The sequence below is a fragment of the Lacrimispora sp. 210928-DFI.3.58 genome (assembly GCF_020554865.1).
Classification (GTDB): domain Bacteria; phylum Bacillota; class Clostridia; order Lachnospirales; family Lachnospiraceae; genus Enterocloster.
In genome coordinates, this window is the sequence record NZ_JAJCIC010000006.1 from 98,177 (window position 1) to 121,815 (window position 23,639).

General features: G+C 48.6%; 24 protein-coding genes and 1 riboswitch. Of the genes, 6 read left to right on the plus strand and 18 right to left on the minus strand.

Going from position 1 to position 23,639, the window contains the following annotated elements; genetic code table 11:
- Window positions 1-28: 28 nt before the first annotated feature.
- From LIZ87_RS06015 to LIZ87_RS06060, 10 genes are all read right to left on the minus strand, one after another.
- On the minus strand, window positions 29-664 hold the full coding sequence (locus LIZ87_RS06015) for an endonuclease III domain-containing protein (protein WP_227145800.1): 636 nt from the start codon (window positions 662-664) through the stop codon (window positions 29-31).
- Between the two features lie 221 nt (window positions 665-885).
- Window positions 886-1,083: a hypothetical protein gene (locus LIZ87_RS06020; protein WP_227145801.1), complete on the minus strand. Its 198-nt coding sequence runs from the start codon at window positions 1,081-1,083 to the stop codon at window positions 886-888.
- The gene (locus LIZ87_RS06025) at window positions 1,080-1,433 is read right to left on the minus strand and encodes a hypothetical protein (RefSeq protein WP_227145802.1); all 354 of its coding nucleotides are present in this window, start codon (window positions 1,431-1,433) and stop codon (window positions 1,080-1,082) included. Before LIZ87_RS06025 ends, LIZ87_RS06020 begins: the two co-directional genes overlap by 4 nt.
- A gap of 184 nt (window positions 1,434-1,617) precedes the next feature.
- Window positions 1,618-1,923 carry a DUF4491 family protein gene (locus LIZ87_RS06030; protein ID WP_227145803.1) on the minus strand — a complete coding sequence of 102 codons (306 nt, stop codon included), beginning with the start codon at window positions 1,921-1,923 and terminating at the stop codon, window positions 1,618-1,620.
- A gap of 45 nt (window positions 1,924-1,968) precedes the next feature.
- Complete coding sequence (locus LIZ87_RS06035; RefSeq protein ID WP_227145805.1) at window positions 1,969-2,487, minus strand: GNAT family N-acetyltransferase; 519 nt, start codon at window positions 2,485-2,487, stop codon at window positions 1,969-1,971.
- Window positions 2,488-2,506: 19 nt separating this feature from the next.
- Window positions 2,507-3,409 (minus strand): DegV family protein, encoded by a 903-nt coding sequence (locus tag LIZ87_RS06040; RefSeq protein WP_227145807.1) that lies wholly within the window; start codon window positions 3,407-3,409, stop codon window positions 2,507-2,509.
- 175 nt (window positions 3,410-3,584) lie between these two features.
- The gene (locus LIZ87_RS06045) at window positions 3,585-4,970 is read right to left on the minus strand and encodes an MATE family efflux transporter (RefSeq protein WP_178315490.1); all 1,386 of its coding nucleotides are present in this window, start codon (window positions 4,968-4,970) and stop codon (window positions 3,585-3,587) included.
- Between the two features lie 259 nt (window positions 4,971-5,229).
- Window positions 5,230-6,642, minus strand: coding sequence for a hypothetical protein (locus tag LIZ87_RS06050; protein WP_227145809.1), 1,413 nt, complete (start codon window positions 6,640-6,642; stop codon window positions 5,230-5,232).
- Window positions 6,626-7,981: a DUF58 domain-containing protein gene (locus LIZ87_RS06055; protein WP_178313369.1), complete on the minus strand. Its 1,356-nt coding sequence runs from the start codon at window positions 7,979-7,981 to the stop codon at window positions 6,626-6,628. The genes LIZ87_RS06050 and LIZ87_RS06055 overlap by 17 nt, the downstream gene beginning before the upstream one ends.
- Window positions 7,962-8,933 carry an AAA family ATPase gene (locus LIZ87_RS06060; protein WP_227145811.1) on the minus strand — a complete coding sequence of 324 codons (972 nt, stop codon included), beginning with the start codon at window positions 8,931-8,933 and terminating at the stop codon, window positions 7,962-7,964. Before LIZ87_RS06060 ends, LIZ87_RS06055 begins: the two co-directional genes overlap by 20 nt.
- 211 nt (window positions 8,934-9,144) lie before the next feature.
- Between LIZ87_RS06060 and LIZ87_RS06065 the strand changes: the two genes are divergently transcribed.
- Entirely contained in the window at window positions 9,145-10,686 is a 1,542-nt protein-coding gene (locus tag LIZ87_RS06065; RefSeq protein ID WP_178313374.1) for a hypothetical protein, read from the plus strand.
- A 75-nt stretch (window positions 10,687-10,761) separates the two neighbouring features.
- On the opposite strand, the gene LIZ87_RS06070 is transcribed toward LIZ87_RS06065, so the two are convergent.
- From LIZ87_RS06070 to LIZ87_RS06085, 4 genes are read right to left on the minus strand one after another with little or no spacing between them, the layout of a single operon-like run.
- Entirely contained in the window at window positions 10,762-11,541 is a 780-nt protein-coding gene (locus tag LIZ87_RS06070; RefSeq protein WP_178313376.1) for a sulfite exporter TauE/SafE family protein, read from the minus strand.
- Window positions 11,542-11,573: 32 nt separating this feature from the next.
- Window positions 11,574-12,884: an amidohydrolase family protein gene (locus LIZ87_RS06075; RefSeq protein WP_178313378.1), complete on the minus strand. Its 1,311-nt coding sequence runs from the start codon at window positions 12,882-12,884 to the stop codon at window positions 11,574-11,576.
- 13 nt (window positions 12,885-12,897) lie between these two features.
- Complete coding sequence (locus tag LIZ87_RS06080) at window positions 12,898-13,344, minus strand: hypothetical protein (RefSeq protein ID WP_227145812.1); 447 nt, start codon at window positions 13,342-13,344, stop codon at window positions 12,898-12,900.
- Window positions 13,341-14,207 carry a DUF3100 domain-containing protein gene (locus tag LIZ87_RS06085; protein ID WP_178313383.1) on the minus strand — a complete coding sequence of 289 codons (867 nt, stop codon included), beginning with the start codon at window positions 14,205-14,207 and terminating at the stop codon, window positions 13,341-13,343. The genes LIZ87_RS06080 and LIZ87_RS06085 overlap by 4 nt, the downstream gene beginning before the upstream one ends.
- Before the next feature lie 194 nt (window positions 14,208-14,401).
- Here LIZ87_RS06085 and LIZ87_RS06090 point away from each other — a divergent pair, with 194 nt between their 5' ends.
- Window positions 14,402-15,109: a Crp/Fnr family transcriptional regulator gene (locus LIZ87_RS06090; RefSeq protein WP_178313386.1), complete on the plus strand. Its 708-nt coding sequence runs from the start codon at window positions 14,402-14,404 to the stop codon at window positions 15,107-15,109.
- Window positions 15,110-15,118: 9 nt separating this feature from the next.
- Here the strand turns inward: LIZ87_RS06090 and LIZ87_RS06095 are convergent, their stop codons facing one another.
- From LIZ87_RS06095 to LIZ87_RS06110, 4 genes are all read right to left on the minus strand, one after another.
- Window positions 15,119-16,492 carry a sodium:alanine symporter family protein gene (locus tag LIZ87_RS06095; protein WP_330664551.1) on the minus strand — a complete coding sequence of 458 codons (1,374 nt, stop codon included), beginning with the start codon at window positions 16,490-16,492 and terminating at the stop codon, window positions 15,119-15,121.
- A 98-nt stretch (window positions 16,493-16,590) separates the two neighbouring features.
- A riboswitch (glycine riboswitch) is annotated at window positions 16,591-16,679 on the minus strand.
- A gap of 255 nt (window positions 16,680-16,934) precedes the next feature.
- The gene (locus LIZ87_RS06100) at window positions 16,935-18,128 is read right to left on the minus strand and encodes a site-specific integrase (RefSeq protein WP_009320106.1); all 1,194 of its coding nucleotides are present in this window, start codon (window positions 18,126-18,128) and stop codon (window positions 16,935-16,937) included.
- 78 nt (window positions 18,129-18,206) lie between these two features.
- Window positions 18,207-18,410, minus strand: coding sequence for an excisionase (locus LIZ87_RS06105; RefSeq protein WP_002607397.1), 204 nt, complete (start codon window positions 18,408-18,410; stop codon window positions 18,207-18,209).
- Window positions 18,410-19,471 (minus strand): replication initiation factor domain-containing protein, encoded by a 1,062-nt coding sequence (locus LIZ87_RS06110; protein ID WP_259302594.1) that lies wholly within the window; start codon window positions 19,469-19,471, stop codon window positions 18,410-18,412. The genes LIZ87_RS06105 and LIZ87_RS06110 overlap by 1 nt, the downstream gene beginning before the upstream one ends.
- Window positions 19,472-19,967: 496 nt before the next feature.
- On the opposite strand from LIZ87_RS06110, the gene LIZ87_RS06115 reads away from it, so the two are divergent.
- From LIZ87_RS06115 to panC, 4 genes are all read left to right on the plus strand, one after another.
- Window positions 19,968-20,639, plus strand: a complete 672-nt coding sequence (locus LIZ87_RS06115; protein ID WP_004847061.1) for a helix-turn-helix domain-containing protein — start codon at window positions 19,968-19,970, stop codon at window positions 20,637-20,639.
- 440 nt (window positions 20,640-21,079) lie between these two features.
- Window positions 21,080-21,973, plus strand: coding sequence for a Rossmann-like and DUF2520 domain-containing protein (locus tag LIZ87_RS06120; RefSeq protein ID WP_009320104.1), 894 nt, complete (start codon window positions 21,080-21,082; stop codon window positions 21,971-21,973).
- Window positions 21,948-22,775: a 3-methyl-2-oxobutanoate hydroxymethyltransferase gene (gene panB, locus LIZ87_RS06125; protein ID WP_004847068.1), complete on the plus strand. Its 828-nt coding sequence runs from the start codon at window positions 21,948-21,950 to the stop codon at window positions 22,773-22,775. The genes LIZ87_RS06120 and panB overlap by 26 nt, the downstream gene beginning before the upstream one ends.
- An 11-nt stretch (window positions 22,776-22,786) precedes the next feature.
- Complete coding sequence (gene panC, locus LIZ87_RS06130) at window positions 22,787-23,632, plus strand: pantoate--beta-alanine ligase (RefSeq protein ID WP_004847070.1); 846 nt, start codon at window positions 22,787-22,789, stop codon at window positions 23,630-23,632.
- The last annotated feature ends 7 nt before the right edge of the window (window positions 23,633-23,639 follow it).

The following is a 23,639-nucleotide window of genomic DNA, read 5'->3' on the forward strand; positions in this document are numbered from 1 at the left end:
TGCCGTTCTCCTTCTCCTTGATCTAAGATCAGACGCCATTCTTCCGGCAGAGATGGCTTACGCAGCATTTATCACAGTGAGGCTTTGTTCTGGCTGTACAGACATCCCTTCCGTGGTACACCAGCCTGTGGCAGAAATCGCTTCCCTCCTCCGGCGGGATCAGCTTCCAGAGCTCCATCTCCACCTTCTTCGGCTCCTTTATCCCATCCACAAGGCCCATGCGGTTTACTAGGCGGATGCAGTGGGTATCTGTCACGATTGCCGGCTTTCCAAACACATCCCCCATGATCAGGTTGGCGCTCTTTCTGCCGACTCCCGGAAGGGAGAGCAGGGCATTAAAATCATCCGGCACTTTTCCATTATATTTTTCCTTTAACAGCTTCATGCAGCCGCTGATATCCCTGGCCTTGCTGTGCCCCAGGCCGCAGGGCTTTACAATGGCCTCGATGTCCTCCACCTTGGCCTCTGCCAATGCCTCCACGCTGGGATATTTTGCATACAGGTCCTGGACCACCACGTTTACCCTGGCGTCCGTGCACTGGGCAGCCAGACGCACGCTGACAAGAAGCTTCCAGGCTTCGTTGTAATCCAGCGTACAGCCTGCATCAGGATATTCCTTTTTCAGCCCCTCTATAAGAGCAAGGGCCAGCTCTTTTTTCGTCATTTGTATGTTCTCTCCTTTTATTTCTGCGAAGCAATGAGCCCCATGTATTTTATTTATTATATAGCATGGATTCCTGTTTTACAATAATAACTCTGCGTTTCCGCATTTTGTGTCCGCCTGACGCCGGACACAAAATGCTTCCCATAAGTTTATACCCATAGCGCGCAAAAATGGCAGGATCCCTCTATATGCGACCCTGCCGTTTCTTCTCTGCGCCATTTTTACCGGCACTCATCCAGTATCTCTTCCTGCAGATCCCTGTCCATCATTTTCATATCTGAGACAAATACCTGAGGATAGGGAAATGCCATATCTCCGTAAAGCTTTCCAAATGCAACGTATACCTTCCCGCCTTTTAAGGCAAATATAGTCCCTGCCCCAAAGCGCCTGTGCTCTACCTTCTGGTTAATGATCTTCATGCTGTCATTCCTCCCTGTCTCTTCTCCCTTTCCTGGCGCTCCTTTGCAGCCTTCCTGCGGCGGCGCAGAAGTTCTCTCTGCTCCTTTTTCCGTTCAGCCTCCCGAAGCTCATACAGCTTCTGTTTCTGCTCCTGCTCCTGGTTTTTCCTGAGCTTCAGCTGCTCCAGATCATCCTCTGCCTGAGCCTGAAGGCGGCTGCTTGTAAACTGGAGATAGGTTTCAAATGCCTCCGGGTACTGGAAGGTCTTTTCCTCCTCCATCCCCTGGAACATGACCGTGATATGGCCCTCCCTTGTGCGGATAACATTTCCATTCCCATAGGTTCTGTGGACTACAGCTTCATTTAACATACTGCTTAACACCCTTTCTTAGCAAAGCCTCTGTGCACTTGTCTAAAATAGTTCAGGACTGCAGCTCCCAAAGGGTCTCTTGCAGTCCTGAACTGTTATCCTTATTTTATCATTTTTTTAAGACTTTTTCTAAAGATTTTAAGGTGGAAGAAAGCAATTTCAGCACTTTGCAACAGAATGGTCCTCATGGTTTTTGTGCACAATTTCTTTTCCTCTTCGGATTTTTCGGAAACCAGCCCCGCTCTACCCGCTTTTCCTGCTCCTTCAGCTCCAGGATGCTCCACAGGCAGCTGCAGCCCAGTACCCCCAGGACAGCCGATATGGTTCCCTGCTCCACCAAGGCACTGACTGCCAGAAACAGGACTCCCGCAGCCAAAAACAGGGGCCAGCACCTGGATGACAGATAATACTCCGCCTTGATCACAATAGGATGGAACAGGCCGATTATCATGAAGCAGGCTGCTCCGATCACGATGCCATTTATATTCATAAGATTCTCCGCCTCTATGTTGTCCTTTTTCTTGCACTTCCCGTCTTACCGTACCTGCTTCATCAGAATATCCCTCAGATATCCGCCATACTTTTCCTTTGTCGCCATCACCTCATAGCCCTGACGCAGCACATTGTCCCTGCTGTAGCTGTTTTCCGGATGGACCGTGCACATAAGGTACCGGAAGCCCCTTTCCCTTAAGTCTGCCTCCGCCTCCTGCATCATCTGGTACTGAAGGTGATTGCCTCGGTATTCCGGTAAGATGGCGGCGGAATCCATGTGGGCTACCAGGTCCAGCTCCTTTTCAGGAAGGCCGATGTCATAGCCTAAGTTCTCCTCGTCCTTTCCCGGAAATGTGACCATAAATACTCCTGCCAAAGCGCCTGTCTCCGCCTCCACTGCCTTATATCCCAGGCCCTTTCCCTCTGCCAGGATACCATAGGTATACTCTGCATTGTCTGCCGCAAACCACTCCTTATTGGCAAGGCTGTCCCAGACCTTCTGTATCAGCCCTGCCATCTCCCTGTAATCCGCTTCCAGGGCCTTCTCAATCCTGAACTCCATGTACAGATATCTCCTTCCCTTATGCTTTTAAAGAAAATGGCTGCTTCGGACGTCTGGGCCTGCAGGAGCAGCCGATCCCTAAGCCGCCCTGACCAATGTGGCAGGACACCCCTAGGGACAGGTCATCGCACATGACCTCCATTCCAGGAAATGCCTCCCTGATCTCCCTGATCCAGCTCTCCGTTTCCTCCTGGGAGGCGCTGGAGGCCGCCAGAAGATAGACCTCTCCCCTGTCGTACCAGTCCTTGAATTTGGTCTTCAGGTCATGGTCCATGGCCTCGATCATCAGCTTTCTGGCCTTCACAAAACCTCTGCACTTCTTAAAGGTATCCAGATTTCCCACGTCAAATTTGAGCACAGGCTTGATGTTCAGCACCGCACCCAGGGCTGCTGTGGCAGGAGTGATCCTTCCCCCGCGCTTTAAATGCTCCAAAGTCTGCACTCCCACGTAGATCACCATCTTATCCCTGGCTTCCTCCAGGATATCCTTGATCTCCTCTGCAGAATACCCCTCCCTGATCAGCTCCAGGGCATCCAGCACAGAGCGGTGGAGCGGTGTGGAAACACGTCCATTGTCCACCACAAGGATACGCCCTTCATAGGGCTCCTCCTGTGCCATGGCTGTGGCTGTGCTGCAGGAACCGCTGAGTCCGCTGCTGATAGGTATGTAAAGCACCTTTTCATATTCCTTTAACGCCTCATCCCACAGCTCCAACACTGTTTCAGGAGATGGCTGGGAGGTTGTGATATCAATGCCGGAATCCAGCTTTTCAAAAAACTCCTCTCTGGACAAGGTCACATCCTCATAGTAGCATTCTCCCCCCAGATAAAAGGGCATGGGCAGAACGGTGATCCCCAGCTCTGCCGCCTGCTTCTGGGTAATGCTGCTGTGGCTGTCTGTTATGATTCCAATTGGCTTCATGTTGTTCTCCATATAAACCCGCTATTTTTTCAATCATTTTTACATTTATCGTATAGTATACATCAACTTATCCTCTGTTTACAACCAAAAACTCGGAAACTTCTGTATTCATCTCCGGTCCCGGACTCTGAACGCCGCCCTGCCAGCAGAGGTTTTCCGCAGCTGTCTCCCTCTTTCAGCTGCTTTTCTTCCCATCAAACCCATGGACCCAGTCTGTCTTAAACAGCCATACCAAAAATACCAGGGAGCTTAAGGACCATGTAATGGGATAGGCCCAGGAGATCGTCCGAAAGACCGGAAATACCGGAAGGGCCAGGGTCACATACAGTATGCGGAAGCCGCACCAGAACAACAGCATTGCCACCATGGGAACAAAGGCCTTCCCACAGCCCCTCATAACACCCGCCGCACAGTGAGAAAAGGCCAGCAGGAAAAAGAAGAGGGAAACTGTCCTTGCATGGATGCATCCGAACTCAATGGCTTCAGGCGTATCCACAAACAGCCTCAGGGCATGCTGCACTTCAAAATAGAACAAAACGCCTATCAGCTCTGCCATTGCCATTCCTGAAAGGATCCCGAAGGCAGCGCCCTTTTTTGCCCGCCCATACTCCTTTGCTCCCAGGTTCTGGCTGATAAAGGTCGGCAGGGCCAGGGACATACTCATAATAGGAAGAAACACAAGTCCCTCCACCTTTGCATAGGCCCCCTGTCCGGAAATGGCGTAAGCCCCAAAGGAATTGATGTTTGCCTGCACTGCCAGATTGCCGATGCTGATCACCGCATTCTGAACGCCGGTCGGGAGTCCCTGACGAATCACCTGGCCCATCATGGACTTATGAAAACGCAGCCTTTTCAGCTCAAGCCTTGTATCATCCTTTACGCGGCACATACGGAACAGGCACATGACAGCGCTCAGGCCCTGGGCGATCACAGTAGCCACTGCCGCCCCTCCGACGCCCCAGCCAAAGCCTGCCACGAACAGAAGGTCCAGAGCCACATTTACGGCAGAGGAAAAGATCAGATAATACAGGGGATGGAGGCTGTCCCCCAAAGCCCGCATCACTGCCATGCAGATATTGTACATGATCACAGTGGACACACCGCCGAAATAAATACGGAAATACACCAGCGCATGGGGCATCACACTTTCCGGCGTCTTCATCCACAGAAGGATATGGGGCACCAGCCAGAGTCCCACTGCCGTGGAAAGAACAGAAGCCCCGATCCCAAAGAGCACATTCGTGTGGATGGCCCTCCTCACCTGCTCTCTGTCCTTTGCCCCAAAATACCGGGAGATCACAACGCCTCCGCCGATGGCGATCCCATTAAAAAAGCCGATAATGAGAAAGGTCACATGAGTCGCCAGACTCACCGCCGCAAATGCATCATTATCCGCAAAATTCCCCACTACCCAGGCATCTGCCATATTGTAGCACTGCTGGAGCAGCTGGCCTAAAAAAATGGGCAGCGCAAAGGAGAGCAGCCCCAGGGCAATTGGTCCCTCCGTCAGGCTGGCCTGCTTTCTGTCTCCATGCCCGGCGGATATCTGTTTTGTAACCATTTTTACACTTCCTTTTATCTTTGGATCAAATTCTCCTAATAATACTACAGAACATTCCCGGAAATGTCAATGACACAGAGACTTAAGCTTCCGCATTTGTAACAGTTCAGTCGGCTGCCGGGAGGGAGACTGGAGCGACTTTGCAGGACATTAGAAGCACTTAGGCAGCTGGTTTTTCCGTTCAGAGCAGCATCAATGATTGTTTGAGCGCAGCGAGTTACGCCCACGCTGCTCTGGCTTTTAGGAAAAATCAGGTGTCTTAGTGATTCTTATGTCCGAAACCGGAGCGCCAGTCTCCCTCCCGGCGGCCGCCTGAACTGTTACAAATGCGGAAGCTCAAGCAAAGAGAACGTATTTCCTCCGCATACCGCTTATAATCTGCCTCCGTAAGGGCGGCCTTCCCGTCCCCATAGTAGATCCGATCAAGAAGGAACGACAGCTCCAGGAGAGAGGAGGCCTCCTCCGGGCTCTGCTGACTGACAGCCTGCCTTCCCGCACGCGCCAGCCTCCTCATATACTCCCCAGGGCCCTCATCCCTGCGGCGTTTCAATTCTTTTTCTTTCACCGTCCGCTCTGCTAATACAAGAAGCCCCTGGGGCGTCTTCCTGCAGCACAAATATTCCCACTCAAAACGCACTGCCTCTGCCGCCTGCCGCACAAGCCTCCTGACAGCCTCAAAAAAGTGGCTCTTCCTCCTCACTTTTCTGCGGCTTTCCCTGGCTCTCCTGCGCTTCAGCCTCAGATGGCGGCATGCATACAATATCCACACGCACAGTACCGCCAGGAGCACTGCTCCCACCGCAGCAAGTATCCACACGGGTACTGGTCCGGATGGCCCTTCTGCGATCTCCTCTGTCCCGAATCCCACATTCTCCGCAATATTTTCCCTCATTCTCCCCGATGTAAAAGGGGAGAACAGCATAAGAAGCAATATGATCTTCCCCAGCACAAGGCCAATCACTCCAAATATGGCTTCCAGACAATCACCTGCAAAACAAAGCACGATCAAAAGGAAGTCCGCAGCACTGTGGACCTGACCTGAGGCAGTCCCGGCCAGAAAGCCTGTGAGAAGGATACTTCCGACTACAAGGCCCAGAAGGATCAGCTTTCCCCCGGCCCCTGCTCCTTGAACCACAAAGGCTGCCTCATCCCCGGTCCGCAGCCTGCCTATGATCCACAGATCCAGTGCAGCGGCCAGCAGGGCAACGAGGATCAGCTCTCCGTCCGGCTCCTGCCCTGTTCCCGCTGCCACAGCCAGATAAAGCCCCAAAAGCACGATCAGGATATCCACCTGCCTTACGATCCCGTTGGATCTCGGCAGAAAATAAGCCGCTGCTGCCCCATGTATGCCGCAGCCCGCTGCTGCCGCCCAGATGTACATTGTATGAAATTCATAGGCCGGTGCAAAACCGGAGCATTTCACCGTAAAAAAGCTTCCTGCCCCGATCCCCAGCAGATTAAACACCAGATAGGCATTGACCGGCAGCCCTATTCCTGCAAGGATATCGTCTGCAAGGAACAGGGCCAGCAGGTATCCGGAAAATACCACAAGTGGAACAGAACATTCCTCCATCCGGAATGCCGCAGAGACCATATACAAGAATAGGCATGAACCAGCCGCATCTGACAAAAGGACACTGGCTCCTCTGAAATAATCAGTGATCTGTCTCATTGCTTCCTCCATCCCTCATGCATCTTCCAACCAGCACCTCTTTTTCCATATTTCCCCAATCAAGGCGTTCCAGGCAGATGTCCTCCTCGTACAGACATTCAAATTCCCCTGCCGCCCTTGCTTGTCTCTCCAGCACCAGATACCGCGCCCTGCTCCTGCCCAGGCCCTCTGCGAGCCCGTCAAGGCCGGAGGCTTCATCTGTTCTGGTACAGATATGGACATTTCCCAGCTTATGTCCTGCCTGCCAGAACTCCTCATAAGGAAAATGGGGCTCCTCCGCCCTGTAATCCACCTTTGCCAGGGCTTCCATTGCCTGCTTTAAGAGCATCTCCGGCTCCTCCCCGTCCGGGATGCAGAGAACGGCCTCCCTGTCCCCGTAGGCGGGGATAATAAGGGCCGCCGGGATCTGATACCCGGCAACGGTTCTCATGCAGGAGGCAACCAGGCTGATCATGCGCTCTAAATCCCTCTCCAGAAGGAACAGATCCAGGCAGGCAAGGCCCTGTTCTTCCTTCCTCTCTGCCGTCCTGCGAAAGGAGGACAGGTCAAGAAGAAAGGTCATGCAGCCAGGCATCACCGTCTCATATACATTTACTTCCATCTGTCCGCTTCCCGCAAGAAGGCGCCAGTTGATCCTCTTCACCGGATCCCCCGGCATATAGGGGCGGCTGCTCTTTAATATAGTCATATCCTCCGTCTGTCCCCTGTTCCTGGCAGCCGCCTCCTGGAAGACCTTTAAAAAGGGCTGGGGGCGCACAGGCACAATGCCAGGATACACCGTAAGCCCTGCGGGAACAGAGAAGGCATACCAGCGCTCCCTGGCTGACAGCCCCAGTCCATCCCCGGCCTGAAGGGATGCCCCTTCCAGCACCGCCACGCCGCGCCTCAAGGCCGTAAGCTCCTCTGTCCACCGGATCTCCTGCTGCCACAAAAGCCAGGCAAACCGAAGTCTGATCCCGGTCTGCGCTTCCCGCCATCCCTCCAGCTGATAGCGCCGCACATTTTCCGCCAAAGTCTGGCACACCAGCTCCCTCGTTCCAGTTGGGAGCAGCACATCCAGCCATGTCAGAGGGAAAAAGCTATTGTTTTTTACATTTATTTCCAGAGAAAGTCTGTCTCCGGCATATCCCTCCCCTGACAAAGCTTTCACGGAAACCTCTATCTGCTTTAGCACTCTCCTGCTCCAGAGAAAGGAGCTGCCGCACAAAAACAACAGCAGAAAAAAGAAGGCCGCTGCCTGCCAGGCCTGAAAATAGCTGGCCGCTGCTGCCAGGGAAAACAGGGCTGCTATGCCCGGGATCCCGGAAAACAGGCTGCTTTTATTTCTCTTTTCTTCCATGGAACAGCTCCTTTTTGCAGGGCGGCACTTCGGTTTCCTCCAGTATCTCGCGAAGCAGCAGCTCTGCTGTTTTCTTCTGGAATCTGGCTTCGCTCGTCAGGACTACCCTGTGTGCCATCACCGGAAGCCAGATCTCCTTGATGTCCTCCGGAATCACATACTCCCTGCCCTGCATGGCCGCGTAGGCCTTGCTGCCCTGGTATAGGCTCCTGGAGGCCCTGGGGCTTGCCCCCTGTTTCAGCCATGGGCTTACTCTGGTCTTCTGCACCAGCTCCACAATATACCTGTTTATGGCATCGGAGACCTGTACCTTTGCTGTCTCAGCCCGCAGCCCCTGGATGATTTCCTGGTTTGCCACTGCCTTTACCTCTTCGTAAGGTATCCCGTCCCCTAAATGGCTTAAGATCGCAAGCTCCTCCCGGGCATTCGGATAGCCCATGGAAAGGCAGATGAAAAAACGGTCCATCTGCGCAGCCGGAAGCATAAAGGTACTCTCACGTTCCACCGGATTCTGAGTGGCAAGCACCATAAAGGGCTGCGGCAGAGGCAAAGTCGTTCCGTCAATGGTCGTCTGCCCTTCCTCCATGGCCTCCAGCAGAGCGGACTGAGTCCTGGGAATGGCCCTGTTGATCTCGTCCGCCAGCAGGATATTGGTGTGCACCGGCCCCTTCACCAGCTCAAAATCAGCCTTTTTCTGGTTGAACACCGTCATACCCACGATATCCGAGGGCAGCAGATCCGGTGTAAACTGAAGGCGGCGGAATCCGCAGCCCAAAGCCAGGGAAAGCGTCTTTACCAGCGTGGTCTTTCCGCTCCCCGGCAGGTCATTTAACAGCACATGGCCTCCCGAAAAAATCGTCATAAGGATCAGATCGATCTGCCGGCGCTTTCCCACGATGATCTTCTCTGTTTCCGCCTCTAAAAGCTTTGTATAATACAAAACTGACTCCATGTTCATATCCTCTCTTCCGTATATCAGAAAATGTACTGTATTTTATTATATAATAGGAGCCGGAAAATGTCATCGGGATTTCGCCCCCAGTGGCTGTCCAAAAGGCAGTGGGTTTCTGTCCGCATTTTTCCATATCCCTTATTGTCTTCCCTGAAATATGTGCTATAATTTTCCCAGGTCAATACACAACTATCGATCGCACAAGGAGGATATGACAATGCTTAAAAAGCTGGCAATAGCTGCCCTGCTGCTCTGGTGCCTTGGACTTGCCGGGTGCAGTGCGTCCGGTACAGGCAGCGGCAGACAGGTAAAGGAGATCAGGGAATACTTAGAAGCCCGGTACGGCTCCCAGGATTTTCAGGTGGAGCCCTCACAGAATGGAGGTACTGCTTCCTATCAAGTAATCCCGGTCAATTACCCAGAGGCTGCTTTTACTGTTGAGGAGGGAAAGCTGGAGGAGAGCTCTGACTACAGCTACCACGATGATTTTGCCGCTCAGATGCTCTACGGCGGTGCAGACCGCCTGGGCCTTTCCTATGAAAAGGGGGCGGAAGGATATGATATCTTTGTTACCTATGAAAATTTTGCTTCTTTAGATACCTTGGGCGGGAAGCTGGAGCAGCTGGTCACCTGCTGCCGGGACAGCAGAGCCTTTGACAAACTGCGGACCTCCTGCCTGATCACGGTCAAGCCGGAGTCTGAGACAGATCCCTATTTTCCGGGATACGAGATCCGGCTGGAAACCCGCTACTCCTACCCTCTCAAAGATGATTTCGGCATCATGGCCTCGGACCTTGAAGAGGGAAAGCTGACAGACTCCTTAAAGCGCTGCCATGTATACACAGCCTACAACTATACCATTCCCACGGACAGCGCCATGTTCTCTGCCAGTGACCTTGAAGGCTACAAGACCTCCTGCACCGGGGCCACCGGGGAGGCGAAGGACGGAAGCATTACCATCTATGAGCTGGCAAACAAGGACGACCTTACGATGACCTTCGGCGGCGTCTACCAGCTGCTGTCCCAGGAGGGGCTGGTAACAGAGACCTCAAAGGACAGCTTCACTGCCTCAGGAAATGGTGTCACCATCCAGTTTACCAGGGCATTTGGGCCAGAGGGCCCCTCTGTCTCCTGTCAGATCCTTACAGGTGAAGACCAGCTGGACTCCAACACCCTGGATATGATACTGGATTTAAGCGATGCCCGGTATGCTGCAAAGGGTCTTACAGGCAAGACCATCACCTTCTCTACCCCTGAAAAGATCGCAGCTGCTAAGGATGCAGAGCGCCTGGAGCGCCTTCCTCTTGTGGAGGAGGCCTTCGCAAATGCAGCTGCACCCGGGCAGTCCCTTTCTCTGGGCACAGCTGAAGTCACCCTGCTGGGCACAGAACAGCTTGAAACCCTCCAGGGAGACAGCCTGGCGGCAATGCACTCCACGGAAGAGGAAGTATGGTGTGCCATGGATATGAGGATCAGGAATACAGGCACGGAAGAGCTGAATGTATTTCACCTGGTCTTTTACGGCGGCGGCAATGAGCTCTTTGGGATCGTGGCTGACAAGGATGCAAACCTCTATAAGCCTGTGGATGTCATCAATCTGGGACTGGAGGATATCTATGGTCAGTTTCTCCCTGCCGGGGAGACCTTAGAGGGCAGAGTATACTTTAAGCTGCCCAGAGACCGGATGGCAGACGGTTCCCTGGCCCTTCTCTTCTTCTGCGGAGCCGAGGAGGCGGCCTTCCTGCTGGACTAATTTGCTTCCGGCATGACAAAAACCAGCCCTGGCCCTCTCTGAGGGATTCCATGGCTGGTTTCTTTTGCCCTTTTGTCATAAAAACAGCTTCCATATGGCCACCATAATGGAAAAAACAGCAATTCCCTTTTTTAACACGGTCTGGTTGATCCTTACTGCATTTTTGCTGCCAAAGGCAACGCCTGTCCCGTGGAATATGAGTGCCACTGCCATGATAGGCAGAAGCTTTACCGGGGAGCATTGGAGCAGATAGCCTGCGCAGGCCGGAAGACCGATAAATACGGAATCAAACAGAGCCACGCCTACGGCGGTGCGGATGTTAATCCCCAGCACCACTAAAAGGGGCATGACGAGCACCGGACCTCCTGCACCGGACAGGGCACAGATGGCTCCTGTGAAAAAGCCCAGAAGGAGGGTTGCTGGCAGATGCCTGACAATGGACCATGCCTCCGGCCTCTGGCCTGCCCTCTGCTTCTCTGCTTTGTCCTTTCCTGCTCCATCCTTCCGAAGCAGTATGGAAATCCCCGACAGCAGCACCACCACATAGAGCAGTGTCTTTACCATATGCTCCGGTATGATGAGATTCAGCTTCACTCCCAATATGGCCCCTGCCAGGCTTCCTGCACTCAACCGCAGGCCAAAGGGCACATCCAGGTTTCCCGCCCTGTGGTAGTGAAAGGAACCCAGGGCCCCGGAAACAATGAACGCAGCAAAGCTTAACGCCAGCCCTTCTGTCACCTCCAGCCCCAAAGGCCCTGTATATATAATAGGAAGCAAAAATCCAGCCACCCCTGTCAGGCCTACCAATGCCCCCACGATCAAATTTGCGGCTGCTGCAATAAGCCAGAACGCCATGCTTCTCTCCTCCTGTTTTCGTAACTATTTCATCATTGTCCCCGGGCCTCCATGTACTTCCTTGACTCGTACATGATCCGCTCCTCATCCAGGGACAGCACCTTCCTGTTCTTCATGAGAAGCCTTCCCCCCACGATCATATCCCACACATCCCCTGCATTCACACACTCAAGCAGAGTATGCAGCTTATTTCCCGTAGGGCATAGATGGGGCTGATCCATGTTGATGCTGATCATGTCTGCCTTATATCCGGCCTCCAGTCTTCCAAGGCTTCCTTCCTCTCCCAGAGCAGCCGCCCCGCCCTCCAGGACGATCTGAAACAGCCTTTCTGCCGGCATTACCTTTGGATTTCCGTTGGGAACCCCGTGGTAAATATTCATGATGGAGCGGAATATCTTCATCTCATTCCACAGGCTCAAACCCCCGTGGGCAGCGCCGTCTGTGCCCATTCCCACCGGGATCCCCATCTCCAGAAGCTTTGGCGTGTCAGGCACTGCCTTGCCGCAGTTGCTGAAGGGACAGTGGCAGACTCTAACACCTCTCTCCTTGATAAGCTCTATCTCCGCCTCTGTAAGGATCAGGCTGTGAGCCCCCAGGAAATGACTGCCGAGAGCCCCCATTTTTTCCAGATATTCATAGGGCCTCATGCCCTCCCTCTTGACGATGCCGCTGACCTCTCCCATATATTCATTCATATGAGCCTGGAGCATAGTTTCCCTCTCCTCTGCCTTTTTCGCTGCCAGCTCCACCAGCTTATTGGAGCAGGAATTTAAAGCCCTCAGGGAATAGTAGACCTTCAAATTTCCTTTATGGTGGAAATGGTCAAAGAGGTCGTCTGTGCGCTTAACGGCTCCTTCTGCATCCATGGCAATGGAAGCCGGCAGTCCCTCCTCGTCCATGGTAGAGTAGGAAAGCGCTCCTCTCAGCCCGCTCTCCCCATAGACAGCCGCTGCGTCCTCCATAAAATAGCTCCCCGCATCCACAAAGCCGGTAGTGCCGCATTTGATCATCTCCAGTGCTGCTGCCTGGGCGGAGAGGCGCATTTTTTCCGGTGTCAGGGTGCTCTCAAAGGGAAGCATGATCCTGGTCCAGATGATCGGCTTTGCATCCAGCACCAGCCCCTTTAACAGCTGCTGTCCCGTATGCATATGGCTGTCTATCAGTCCCGGCATAAAGAGCTTTCCCTTTCCGGAAAGCACCTCCTTTGCCTCCCACTTCTCCCCCAAGCCTTTCCCAATTTCCCGGATCACGCCTTCAGAGACAGCGATATCCACATTTTCCTCCAGCGTCTCGTAATCCTTTAACACTGCTGCATTTTTTATCAATAAATCACATGCTGCCATATGGTTTTCCTCCTCAGATCGCCCCTGCCAATGTCAGCACCAGCTGATCCCACAGGCAGGACCCCAGAAATGTCCCTGTCATAACAAAGATACCCACGATCAATATCTTCCAGCCCTGGCTTACAAAGGTCTTTAACTGGTCACTGATAGCCAGGCCTGCAAATGCACCTACCATGGTAAAAGGCGCTGTAAAATTAATATTTCCTGCTGCCCGGATCACAAACTCCCTGATAGGAGAGACCGGTGACGCCGAGATCAGCCCGATGATCGAGCAGTATGCCAAAACCGGAAGCTTTAAGGGCAGCACCTTTACCAAAAATACCGCGATCATGGAGATCACCAGGAGAACTGCCAGCCCCGGAAGGGATTCTCCAAAGGGCACGCCGTATCCCACCAGATTTGCAAGGCCTGTTCCGTAGGCCCCTATTACAAACAATACCAACCATTCTATGTATCTCATTTGTTTTCCCCCTCTTTCTGTTCTCTCTTTGCATTCCAGGCAAATTTCCCCAGCCTGGGCTCCAGGAAGGTATAGAGCTTGTCACACAGCGGGATCGCCAAAAACATGGTAATGTAAATACCGGTGATGCCTGCCATGGTCTCTCCGGCGCTGGCCATGGTGGAAATAGTCTCTGCCCAGTCCGGATAAATGGTACAGAGGCTTGCACTGGCACTGGCCATCATGATGCCTGCCCCTACGCCTGAGGCAAGGCCCAGTGCCTGGGGATGGAACCATCCCGTCATTCCGATCAGGGAGGCCATCAGTCCAAAGTAGATCGTTCCAACCATTCCTCCCACAATGTAGATGGAAAGGCTTCCCCTGGCCTCTGCCGAATCAGGGCCGTAAATGTTGTTGATCAGCGCCATGTGGTATTCCCTGTTGATCGAATGGCAGGCGCCTACCGCCTCCCTCTTCATTCCCAGGAGGACTGCCACAGGGACAGCCAGCACTGGTCCCAGGAGATTACCAAAGCCGTGGAGCAACAGAGCCGGACCTGAGCTTAAAATGGTATCAATGTTTGCCCCTGCCGTGATGCCAAGCTTTGCGATAAAGGGACAGATCCCTACCACCACCAGCTTTGAGGCTGCCTTTACATGCCTGTTATCCACGATCTTAAGCACCTGAGGACCGCTTAACACGCCTAAAATAATGGCATAAAAGATCGGAAACAGGATAAACATTCCCTTCCCCACCGGAATCTTTATCTGACCGATATTGTCAGCGATCAGTATGAAGACATATGCCAATGCATATATCCTCCATTCCAGTGCAAACCGTTCCTTCAGGGAACCATATGTGTACGTCTCTTTTTTTCTGCTCATAAGAGCCTCCTCCTTTCCAGCCGGCTGTTATCTTCCCCGTCCGGCTGTTACAATCACCTTGTACTGATATTTTAGACAAAAGGGATTTTCAAAAAAAGGACAAATGAGCACTTTTGAACAATTTTTATTGATTTTGGGAAATCTTCCGTGATATACTTATGAAAATTTGATGTTATCAGAAATGAGGGAACTCTATGACCTTAAGCGAACTGGAGGCCCAATACCCGGCCCTGCTCCCATACACAAAAAATATGCCTGAGGATATCCGCAGGCGTTGTACTGTCCGGACTCATCCCGCCGGATCTATCATTCATCAAAAGGATATGGAGCTTCATTATTTCGGCATTGTGGCCACAGGGGAAAACAGGGTGATCAATGAATTTGAAAATGGCAATGTCTATATGATCGAGACCAACAAGCCCATTGATTTCATCGGCGAGGTGACGATCCTGGCACAGATGCCCAGGACCTCTGTCACCATTGAGGCTGTCACAGAGACCATCGCCGCCTATATCAGCCGCAAAGATGCGGAACGCTGGCTTTCCCAGGACGCACAGATCCTGCGCCTGGTCTCACGACATGTGGCATTTAAGCTCTACCGTTCCTCCTACAGCAACGGAGCAAAGCTCTTCTATCCTCCCAGCTATCTTCTGCTGGACTATCTGGTACAGCACGGCCGGGCAGAGGGCATGGAAAGCGCCCATCCGCCAAAAAGCCTTACCATCGGCCAGACAAGGCAGCACCTCCAGGAGGCCATCGGTGTCAATGTAAAAACATTGAACCGCACCATCCGTCATCTGAAGGATGAGGGATTTTTCAGTCTGTGCAAGGGCAAGATCACCTATGACCGGACCCAGTATCTGAAGGCATTGGAATGGCTCAGGCTGGCAAAAGACAAATGACAGCAGCTCTTACCCCCGTCTCCTGCATGCACTCTCCTCCACAGCCTTTGACAACACGATGAGTGCCATCACGTTGGGGATCACCATCAGCTGATTGAACATATCTGCCAGCTCCCATACAAGGTCATTTGAAAGACAGGAGCCCAGGATGATAAATACGACTGCAAGCAGGGAATAGATGGGGACTGCCTTTTGGCCAAACAGATCGATCACATTGATCTTTCCGAACAGGTTCCAGCTGATGATCGTAGAAAATGCAAAGAACAGGAGGCAAACAGCCACAAACAGATTTCCCAGCCTGGCGCCGAATATGCTTGAAAAAGCGATCTGGGCCATGTTGGCCTTGCTGATGCCCTCGGCTGCACCGGATACCAGCACTCCGTCTCCTGTATATAAGGTGGAGATGACGATAAGCGCTGTCATTGTCAGGACCACAAAGGTATCAATAAATACACCGATCATGGCTACTACTCCCTGGTCATGGGGAGACGGTACATTTGCCATGGCATGTGCATGAGGTGTGGATCCCATACCTGCTTCATTGGAAAACAGACCGCGCTTGACGCCCTGGCTCACCGCTGTTTTCAGGGCATAGCCAAAGCTTCCGCCTATGATTGCATTGGGCATAAATGCATATTTGAAAATGACCGCAAAGGTCTCCGGGATATAACGGATCCTGACGCACAGAACGATCAGCCCCCCTAACAGGTACAGGATCGCCATGACAGGCACCAGTTTTTCTGTCACCGATGCAATACGGGATACACCTCCCAGGAAGATAAATCCGGCAGCCAGAGCTGCCAGAACACCCATAACCCAGGAGGGAATGCCGAAAGCCGTACTGCAGGTCGCCCCAATGGAATTGGACTGCACCATGCAGCCCATAAAGCCAAGAGCCAGGATAATGGCTACAGAGAAAAAGCCTGCCAGTATTTTTCCAAAATGATTATCGTAGGCCCTTTTTATGTAGTAAACAGGGCCGCCTAAGATCGTACCGTCCTGGTTCACGATCCTGGTCTCCTGGGCCAGTACAGCCTCTGCATACACGGTCGCCATGCCGAACAGGGCAATGATCCACATCCAGAAAATCGCTCCCGGCCCTCCTGTCAGGATCGCTCCGCAGGCTCCGATGATATTGCCGGTGCCTACCTGGGCTGCAATGGCGGTTGCCAGGGCCTGGAAGGAGCTAAGTCCATTTTCCTGCTTTCCTCCCCGCATGGTGAATTTTCCAAACACCTTATTCATACCTTCGCCAAAGCAGCGGAACTGCACAAATCTGGTCTTAATGGAAAAGAAAAGTCCTGTGCCCACCAGCAAAAACACCAGGATGTAATCAGAAAGATAAAAATTGATCTTTTGCACGATCTGCAACATTGTCTGCATGATATTCTGCCTCCTTCACATAGAAAAGCCGCTGAACCAACATCCAGCGACTCTGAAGAACAAGATCCATATGCAGACAATGAACACATATCATAAATACTGCCCGCTCTGTCCTTTTGCCTGAGAGATTCGGCTGTACGCCTTGCACCTTCGGCACTCATAAATGAGATTCTCCAGAGTTTCCTCCACCTTCAGTTTCCATTAGATTCTAAAGGCTTCTTAGGAAAGCAAATGTATGATAACACATTCTTAAGGAAAGAGCAAGTATTTACGAAAAATTATATATGTGTTTTTGACTATCTTTTTATATCTTCTTAAATGTCCGCAAAGCCTTATTTTATCGGCTCTACGGGCATTTTGCTTTTGTGGTAAACCTCACATATCTAGGTCTATCTTCTTATATTTTCTCTATCAAACGTGGTTAAAATCGTGGTAAATACTTCTATGCAATTAGACGCTGAACCTCTGATTTTGCGGTATCTATGGACGCATGAGCGTACCAATTCATTGTGATACTAATGTTTGAATGCCCCATGATATACTGTAAATCTTTTGGGTTCATGTTCTTGCTTGCCAGCCTTGTGCAGAACGTATGGCGTAGCGTATGCGGTGTGATATGTGGCAAGGGATTGTCTTTGTGGTGCTTGTTGTATTTCTTTACCATACGGACAAATAAGGCGTTGTAATCAATCGCAACTTTTGGCTTGTCCTTATGATTGACAAATAGGAAATTGCCCCGTCCGTCTATCACAAATGGTTCTGCCTTTGGGCGTTTCTTCATAACCCGTTGAAATGCCTGTATCGTTTCTCTGCTTAATGGTACTTGCCTTATTCCGCTTTTCGTCTTAGGCGTTTCAATATAATAGCCTTGTTCCTTGCTCTTTAGTAACTGGTGGTCGATAATCACAACTTCATTCTTGAAATCAATATCGGCTACTGTCAGTCCGCACAGTTCCGAGATACGAAGTCCTGTTTTTAACAGTATCAGCACATCATCATAATACTTGTGATACACATTGTCCGTCTTGATGAATGAGAGTAAGGCTTGTTCCTGTTCCTCTGTCAATGCAACTTTCTCTTTGGTATCATTTTCTAGGACTTCACTTAACTTGAAATCAAAGGGATTTTTCCTTACGCAATCGTCTTGTATGGCGATATAGAATGACGCTTTTAACGAGCGTTTATGGTTGTTAATGGTATTGTAGGAAAAGCCTTTGTCTTTCATGCGTACCGCCCATTCTTTAGCGTCAGAGGGCTTGATTGTATCAATGCTCCTAGCACCCAACTTGTCCTCTTTCAATAACCGCATGAGTTGTTCCCGTTGTTTCATTGTGCTTTTCTTCACATTTGCCCTCTGTGCGTTCTGTTTGGCATAGAGTTGGCAAAGCGTCATTTTCTTGCCTGTGCTGTCGATACCGTCCTCAATATCCCGTCTTATCTGCTGTTCCAGTTCTCGAAGTGAGGGTTTTTCCCGTTTTCCCTTTGGTGTCGGGTCTGTGGGTGTCAATCTCCAAGCATACACATATTTTGTGTTTCCAAATGCGTCTACATATTTATATAAGTATTTTCCGTCTGTTCGTTGGCTCTCTCCAGTATGCAGGATACGACCTTTGCTATCCCGTCTTTTTTCTTTCATGGTGTCTGCTCCTTTCCTTGTTGGAAAGAGCCTTGATATGACTTGTGTTCATCATAACACATACAAGGCTCATTTGCATTAGATTGCGTCCAATTTGTCAATGACCTGTTCAAACTGTCGGCGTTTAATCTGTATGCGGTTGCCATTCATAATGAGCCAGCCAGCGTCCTTGTTTTCCTCTGCCAATCGTCTTAACTTGTTTTCTCCAATGCGGAAATACTTTGACGCTTCTTCAATGGTAAGGGTGTATTTTTCCCATACGGGAATATCGTTGTTATTCATCAGATACCCCCTTTCCCATGTTTTGTGTCATACTGGATATAGGGGATAAGGTCGGTGCGGTTTATCCTCTGTAAATGGGCGGTTAATTTACTGGAAAGGGAATTGCTGTATCTTGCCTTATCAAGCATAGTTCCTACTTTTTCCAGTCCACCTAATGCGTCATGTTCTTCCAAGAAATAAAAACTTTTGACAGCGGAAATGACGCCACCCTCTGTGAGCCATTGCTGTGTTTCTTCAAGGGAATTATGCTGCTTTGGTACTTGCAGTTTCAAGACTTCCACAGCCCCTAAAAAGCGTTCCCAAAATCGACACGTTTTCCACCTGCTTTTATTACTTTCGTTTCTGTTTGGCACGACAAAGCGTAGGTTGTTTGCCAGTAGCCCGAAAGCCAGTTCCCCAAGTTCCAGCGGTCTGTCCTTAAATGTCATGGCAAAAACATGAGCCTTATCATCACGCAGTTGCATTTCTGTTCGTTTCCAACTGCCGACTTCCTCAAGCGTCTTATTATGTTTTGAACAGACTTCCTTATCCTTATCATAAAAGCGGTAGGATAATCCAGATTTTCCAGCACCGATATAAACAGTCTTTGCGGTGTCGAAATCGTCAAACTTGCTTTCATCAAAGTGGTAGCCCTCACTATTGGAGATAAATTCCTCTTTTTCGCATTTCTTCTTTATCTGCTCTATGGTAAAGAATGGCTTTTCGTTCTTATCATCAATGGCAATATCAAGTCTTGTGAAATGAAAATTATCCAGTCCGTATCTTCGCTCACAGCGTCGGAACATATCCCCAAAGGTATAATTCCTACTGTCGAGAATACGGAAAATATCATCACAACCTCTGCCAGTCATAACAAGATAACAGCCTAGCCCCTGTGGGTTGTCCTCTGTCTTTCTTGCGTCCCCCGATACATAAATATCTCCAATCTGCCAGCGTGCTTGATAGGTTTTGTATTTAATGCTTGCCGGATAGACATTGAAAATATCAGTCGGTAAACCTAAAATGTGCATGATTACATCTTCAGCGGTTGCCGTTTCAAATACAATGCTGATGTAATCAATCTTAACGGATAAATTTTTGTGTGTAGTTATAGTGCATTACTCCTTTCGTATGCCCCGTTTTTTTGCGGGGTAAAAATAGCGTTTTGTCCTTTATTTATCACAGTTTCTAGGTACTATGACATGTATGCGCAGGGCGGTGTTACATATACGCCCTTTACGAGCGCCTAAAGGCGTTCCCTTTCTTCCTGTGTCTGTTCCGTTCTTAACGCTCACGAGCCTTGAGAGGCTCGTGGCTAAACGAAACAGCCCCAGTCAGAAACCCTATTTTTAGTCTGATAGTCCATGCTCATTCATGCTATCAAAGTGAAAACATCTCTTATATATGCTTACTCAAGTGTGTGATTGACCCTAGCGTGCTTAATCACTCTGTCTGATAAGATAATAACGCCACTAGAATTACTTGTCAAGAAGTTTCGATTGACTTTTCGATATATATTAAGTATGATATGCTTATAAATGACAATAAAAGCAACGAAAGGAGCGGTTATACTAAGTTATGGAGTATTATGAAAAGAAAATCAGTTTCTTAGGAGAAAACATACAAATCATAAGAAAACACAGGGGAATGAAACAACAGGAACTTGCCAATAAAATCGGTATCAATATGCAGAGCCTTTCCAAGATTGAACGAGGTGTGAATTATCCTACCTTTGATACATTGGAAAAGATAATGGACGTGCTGGGAGTAACACCGAATGAATTATTGTCGGGGGAATGGAAATATATTGACCACACCGAGCCATATATCATGGACGTTATCAAACGAGAACAGGATTTTAATGTTTCCTTAGATTATTTGTCTGAAAATGAATTTTTCAATGACGAAAAAGAATGTAGATTTTACATGGAAACTACATTGATTAGATACATTAGCAATTATCTTTCTAGTGAGGTAGTAGAGTTGGAAGAACTTATGGAAATCAAGCAGTTGATACAGCGTCAGAAATTGGAACGCATGATGAAAGTACATAAGGAAATGCGAGGGTTAGACCGATACAGAGAACAGCCCAAAGAGTATAAATATCACGACCCTTATGATGATTGGATATTCCGTCAGCTTGCAGATATAGACAACAGAAACAACATTCCCAACACTTCGCCACAATTAGATTTTAATGAAACGGACTATGAAGATTATCTAAAAGAGAAATGGAATAGAGGACTTTAATTTTCCTCTTGCATGAAAGATACAGCAAACAAAAAGCCCAATCAAGAGTGCAAAGCACCACCAATGGTGGTAAGGCTCTTTACAGGGTTCTTTCTTTTCTGTGGTGGGTAATCAAGCGAAAAATGAAGAAGTGTTTTGTCATGCTTTATATTTTTATCCCGACTTTGATAATTCAGATTGTGAAAATGATTAAATACAGAAAAGCTAAATAACACGATTTATATTAGCATCACTTTAATGATAAATTAGTTAGAGTGGTGCCTTATTTTTTTCTCTGTACAATCACTTAAATAGGTGCTATAGTAATGGGTAGATAGTATTCGAACAGAAACTATACCACATATTTTTTATTTTTAAACCATGAGGATTATATCAGTTTGAACGAGACCTCATCCATGCAGATTTTCATGATTGTCACTTCCCAGAAAGGAGTGATCGATATGAGAGCAGGATTTATCGGAGCGGGGAAAGTAGGATTTTCCCTTGGAAAATACCTGAAGGAAAACGGCGTAGAGATTACGGGTTACTTCAGCAAATCACCGGAATCAGCTAAATCAGCAGCAGATTTTACTAACACAAAACTATATAAGAGTATAGAGGATATCTTAAGTGACAGTGATACCCTGTTTATTACTGTGCCTGATGGACAGATAAGCAAAGTATGGGATTATATGAAGAATCTGGATATTAAAAATAAAAATATTTGTCATTGCAGCGGTTCGATTTCATCAACCGTTTTTTTTGATGGTGAAAACCTCGGTGCAAATATCTATTCGGTACATCCCCTATATGCAATAAGTGATAAGTGCGAATCATGGAAACACTTGAATAAGGCTTATTTTACTGTGGAGGGTTCGGCAGAGAATCTAGATGAGATTAAGAGTATCTTTGAGCGAGCAGGAAATAAGGTAATCGCAATGGGAGCGGAAAATAAATCTCTTTACCACTGCGGTGCAGTAGTTGTAAGCAATCTCGTAAACGGACTTTTTCAAGTGGGGGCTGAAATGCTTGTAAAATGCGGCTTTGATAAAAAAGATGCAAAGAAAGCCTTAGTGCCTTTGTTTACTGGAAATGCCGACACATTGGCAGAAAAAGGAGTTGCGGCTGCCCTCACAGGTCCTGTTGAGCGAAATGATTTGTCGACTATCACAAAACACATTGAAGCTATTAAGGCAGCATGGATAAACGAGTCTGAGGAAAAGGTGGGATATGAGATGATATATCTTTTGCTTTCAGAAAAGCTTCTCAGTATTGCACAGGAAAAACATTTAGACAGTGACTATTTGAAGATGACGGAGGTAATTAAAAATGAAAAACACAGTATCCACTTTTAAAGAACAGAAGGTTAAGGGCGATAAGATTACAATGCTGACAGCCTATGACTATTCGACAGCTAAATTGATGGATCAGTCAGGTATTAACGGTATTCTCGTTGGAGATTCTCTTGGCATGGTTATGCTCGGATACGAAAATACTTTGCCGGTAACAATGGAAGATATGATTCACCATACAAGAGCAGTTACAAGAGGTGCCAAAGATGCCTTAGTAGTTGGAGATATGCCGTTTATGTCATATCAAGTTTCAGTTGAAGAGGCCATGTATAACGCAGGAAGACTTATGAAAGAAGGAAGATGTCAAGCAGTAAAGCTAGAAGGTGGAGCCTCTGTTTGTCCACAGATTAAAGCTATTACAGCTGCTTCAATTCCTGTTATGGCACATATTGGACTTACACCTCAGTCAGTGAACGTTTTTGGAGGCTTTAAAGTTCAGGGAAAAAGTGAAGAGGGAGCAAAGAAACTCATTGAAGAGGCAAAAGCTGTTGAAGAAGCAGGAGCATTTGCGATTGTTTTGGAATGCGTACCTGCAAAATTAGCGGAAATTATTTCTGAAAGCATTAATATTCCTACAATAGGAATAGGTGCAGGATCTGGCTGCGATGGACAGATTCTCGTTTATCAGGACATGCTTGGAATGGTCTCTGACTTTACACCTAAATTCGTAAAACAATTCGCAAAGGTAGGAGATGTAATGAAAGAAGCCTTTGCTGCATATATAGAAGAAACTAAACAGGGAAGCTTTCCAGCACCTGAACACACATTTAAAATTTCAGAAGATGTAATTAACAAGTTATATTAGGAGATAGAACGATGAAAATAGTAAAAACCGTAGATGAAGTGAGAGTTATAGTCAAAGAATGGAAGAAAGAAGGTCTTACAGTAGGTCTTGTTCCTACTATGGGATTTTTGCACGAAGGACATAAGAGTTTAATTACAAGGGCTGTTTCAGAAAACGATAGAGTTGTTGTCAGTGATTTTGTAAATCCGACTCAATTTGGAGTAGGGGAAGATTTGGAAAGCTATCCGAGGGATTTGGAAAGGGATACTATGCTATGTGAGGAGGCAGGTGCTAATTTAATATTTAATCCTGAGCCGGAAAATATGTATTTTGACGATTTTTCAACATATGTAAACATAGAAAGTCTTTCAGAGGAACTTTGTGGAAAATCACGACCAATACATTTCAGGGGTGTAGGCACAGTAGTATCTAAACTTTTTAATATTGTAAATCCCGACAGAGCTTACTTTGGTCAAAAGGATGCACAGCAGCTTGCGATTATAAAAAGAATGGTTAGAGATTTGAACTTTGATATCGAAATTGTGGGCTGCCCTATAGTTAGAGAAGAGGATGGTCTTGCAAAGAGTTCAAGAAATACATATCTAAGCAAAGATGAGAGAAAGGCGGCACTAATTTTAAGCAAAGCAGTTAAGCTCGGAGAAGATATGGCAAAAGCAGGAGAAAAAGATACAGATAAAATTGTATCAGAAATGATTAAGCTTATTGAAACTGAGCCTATGGCGAAAATAGATTATGTTCAGGCTGTAGACGCTGTTTCAGTTAAACCGGTCAAGGAGATGACAGCACCAGTACTAGTTGCCATGGCAGTTTATATCGGCAAAACCAGATTGATTGACAACTTTATTTACGAAGGTTAAACGGGGG

Excerpts from the sequence above, each read along its gene's own strand:
- LIZ87_RS06060 (WP_227145811.1), bottom strand. The coding sequence starts at position 8,933 with ATGGAGTCAGTTTTGTATTATACAAAGCTTTTAGAGGCGGAAACAGAG.
- LIZ87_RS06025 (WP_227145802.1), bottom strand. The coding sequence starts at position 1,433 with ATGTTAAATGAAGCTGTAGTCCACAGAACCTATGGGAATGGAAATGTT.
- LIZ87_RS06055 (WP_178313369.1), bottom strand. The coding sequence starts at position 7,981 with ATGGAAGAAAAGAGAAATAAAAGCAGCCTGTTTTCCGGGATCCCGGGC.
- LIZ87_RS06020 (WP_227145801.1), bottom strand. The coding sequence starts at position 1,083 with ATGAAGATCATTAACCAGAAGGTAGAGCACAGGCGCTTTGGGGCAGGG.
- LIZ87_RS06035 (WP_227145805.1), bottom strand. The coding sequence starts at position 2,487 with ATGGAGTTCAGGATTGAGAAGGCCCTGGAAGCGGATTACAGGGAGATG.
- LIZ87_RS06115 (WP_004847061.1), top strand. The coding sequence starts at position 19,968 with ATGGAGTATTATGAAAAGAAAATCAGTTTCTTAGGAGAAAACATACAA.
- LIZ87_RS06120 (WP_009320104.1), top strand. The coding sequence starts at position 21,080 with ATGAGAGCAGGATTTATCGGAGCGGGGAAAGTAGGATTTTCCCTTGGA.
- LIZ87_RS06040 (WP_227145807.1), bottom strand. The coding sequence starts at position 3,409 with ATGAAGCCAATTGGAATCATAACAGACAGCCACAGCAGCATTACCCAG.
- LIZ87_RS06095 (WP_330664551.1), bottom strand. The coding sequence starts at position 16,492 with ATGCAGACAATGTTGCAGATCGTGCAAAAGATCAATTTTTATCTTTCT.
- LIZ87_RS06065 (WP_178313374.1), top strand. The coding sequence starts at position 9,145 with ATGACAATGCTTAAAAAGCTGGCAATAGCTGCCCTGCTGCTCTGGTGC.
- LIZ87_RS06105 (WP_002607397.1), bottom strand. The coding sequence starts at position 18,410 with ATGAATAACAACGATATTCCCGTATGGGAAAAATACACCCTTACCATT.
- LIZ87_RS06085 (WP_178313383.1), bottom strand. The coding sequence starts at position 14,207 with ATGAGCAGAAAAAAAGAGACGTACACATATGGTTCCCTGAAGGAACGG.
- LIZ87_RS06070 (WP_178313376.1), bottom strand. The coding sequence starts at position 11,541 with ATGGCGTTCTGGCTTATTGCAGCAGCCGCAAATTTGATCGTGGGGGCA.
- LIZ87_RS06100 (WP_009320106.1), bottom strand. The coding sequence starts at position 18,128 with ATGAAAGAAAAAAGACGGGATAGCAAAGGTCGTATCCTGCATACTGGA.
- LIZ87_RS06050 (WP_227145809.1), bottom strand. The coding sequence starts at position 6,642 with ATGAGACAGATCACTGATTATTTCAGAGGAGCCAGTGTCCTTTTGTCA.
- panB (WP_004847068.1), top strand. The coding sequence starts at position 21,948 with ATGAAAAACACAGTATCCACTTTTAAAGAACAGAAGGTTAAGGGCGAT.
- panC (WP_004847070.1), top strand. The coding sequence starts at position 22,787 with ATGAAAATAGTAAAAACCGTAGATGAAGTGAGAGTTATAGTCAAAGAA.
- LIZ87_RS06015 (WP_227145800.1), bottom strand. The coding sequence starts at position 664 with ATGACGAAAAAAGAGCTGGCCCTTGCTCTTATAGAGGGGCTGAAAAAG.
- LIZ87_RS06090 (WP_178313386.1), top strand. The coding sequence starts at position 14,402 with ATGACCTTAAGCGAACTGGAGGCCCAATACCCGGCCCTGCTCCCATAC.
- LIZ87_RS06030 (WP_227145803.1), bottom strand. The coding sequence starts at position 1,923 with ATGAATATAAATGGCATCGTGATCGGAGCAGCCTGCTTCATGATAATC.
- LIZ87_RS06080 (WP_227145812.1), bottom strand. The coding sequence starts at position 13,344 with ATGAGATACATAGAATGGTTGGTATTGTTTGTAATAGGGGCCTACGGA.
- LIZ87_RS06045 (WP_178315490.1), bottom strand. The coding sequence starts at position 4,970 with ATGGTTACAAAACAGATATCCGCCGGGCATGGAGACAGAAAGCAGGCC.
- LIZ87_RS06075 (WP_178313378.1), bottom strand. The coding sequence starts at position 12,884 with ATGGCAGCATGTGATTTATTGATAAAAAATGCAGCAGTGTTAAAGGAT.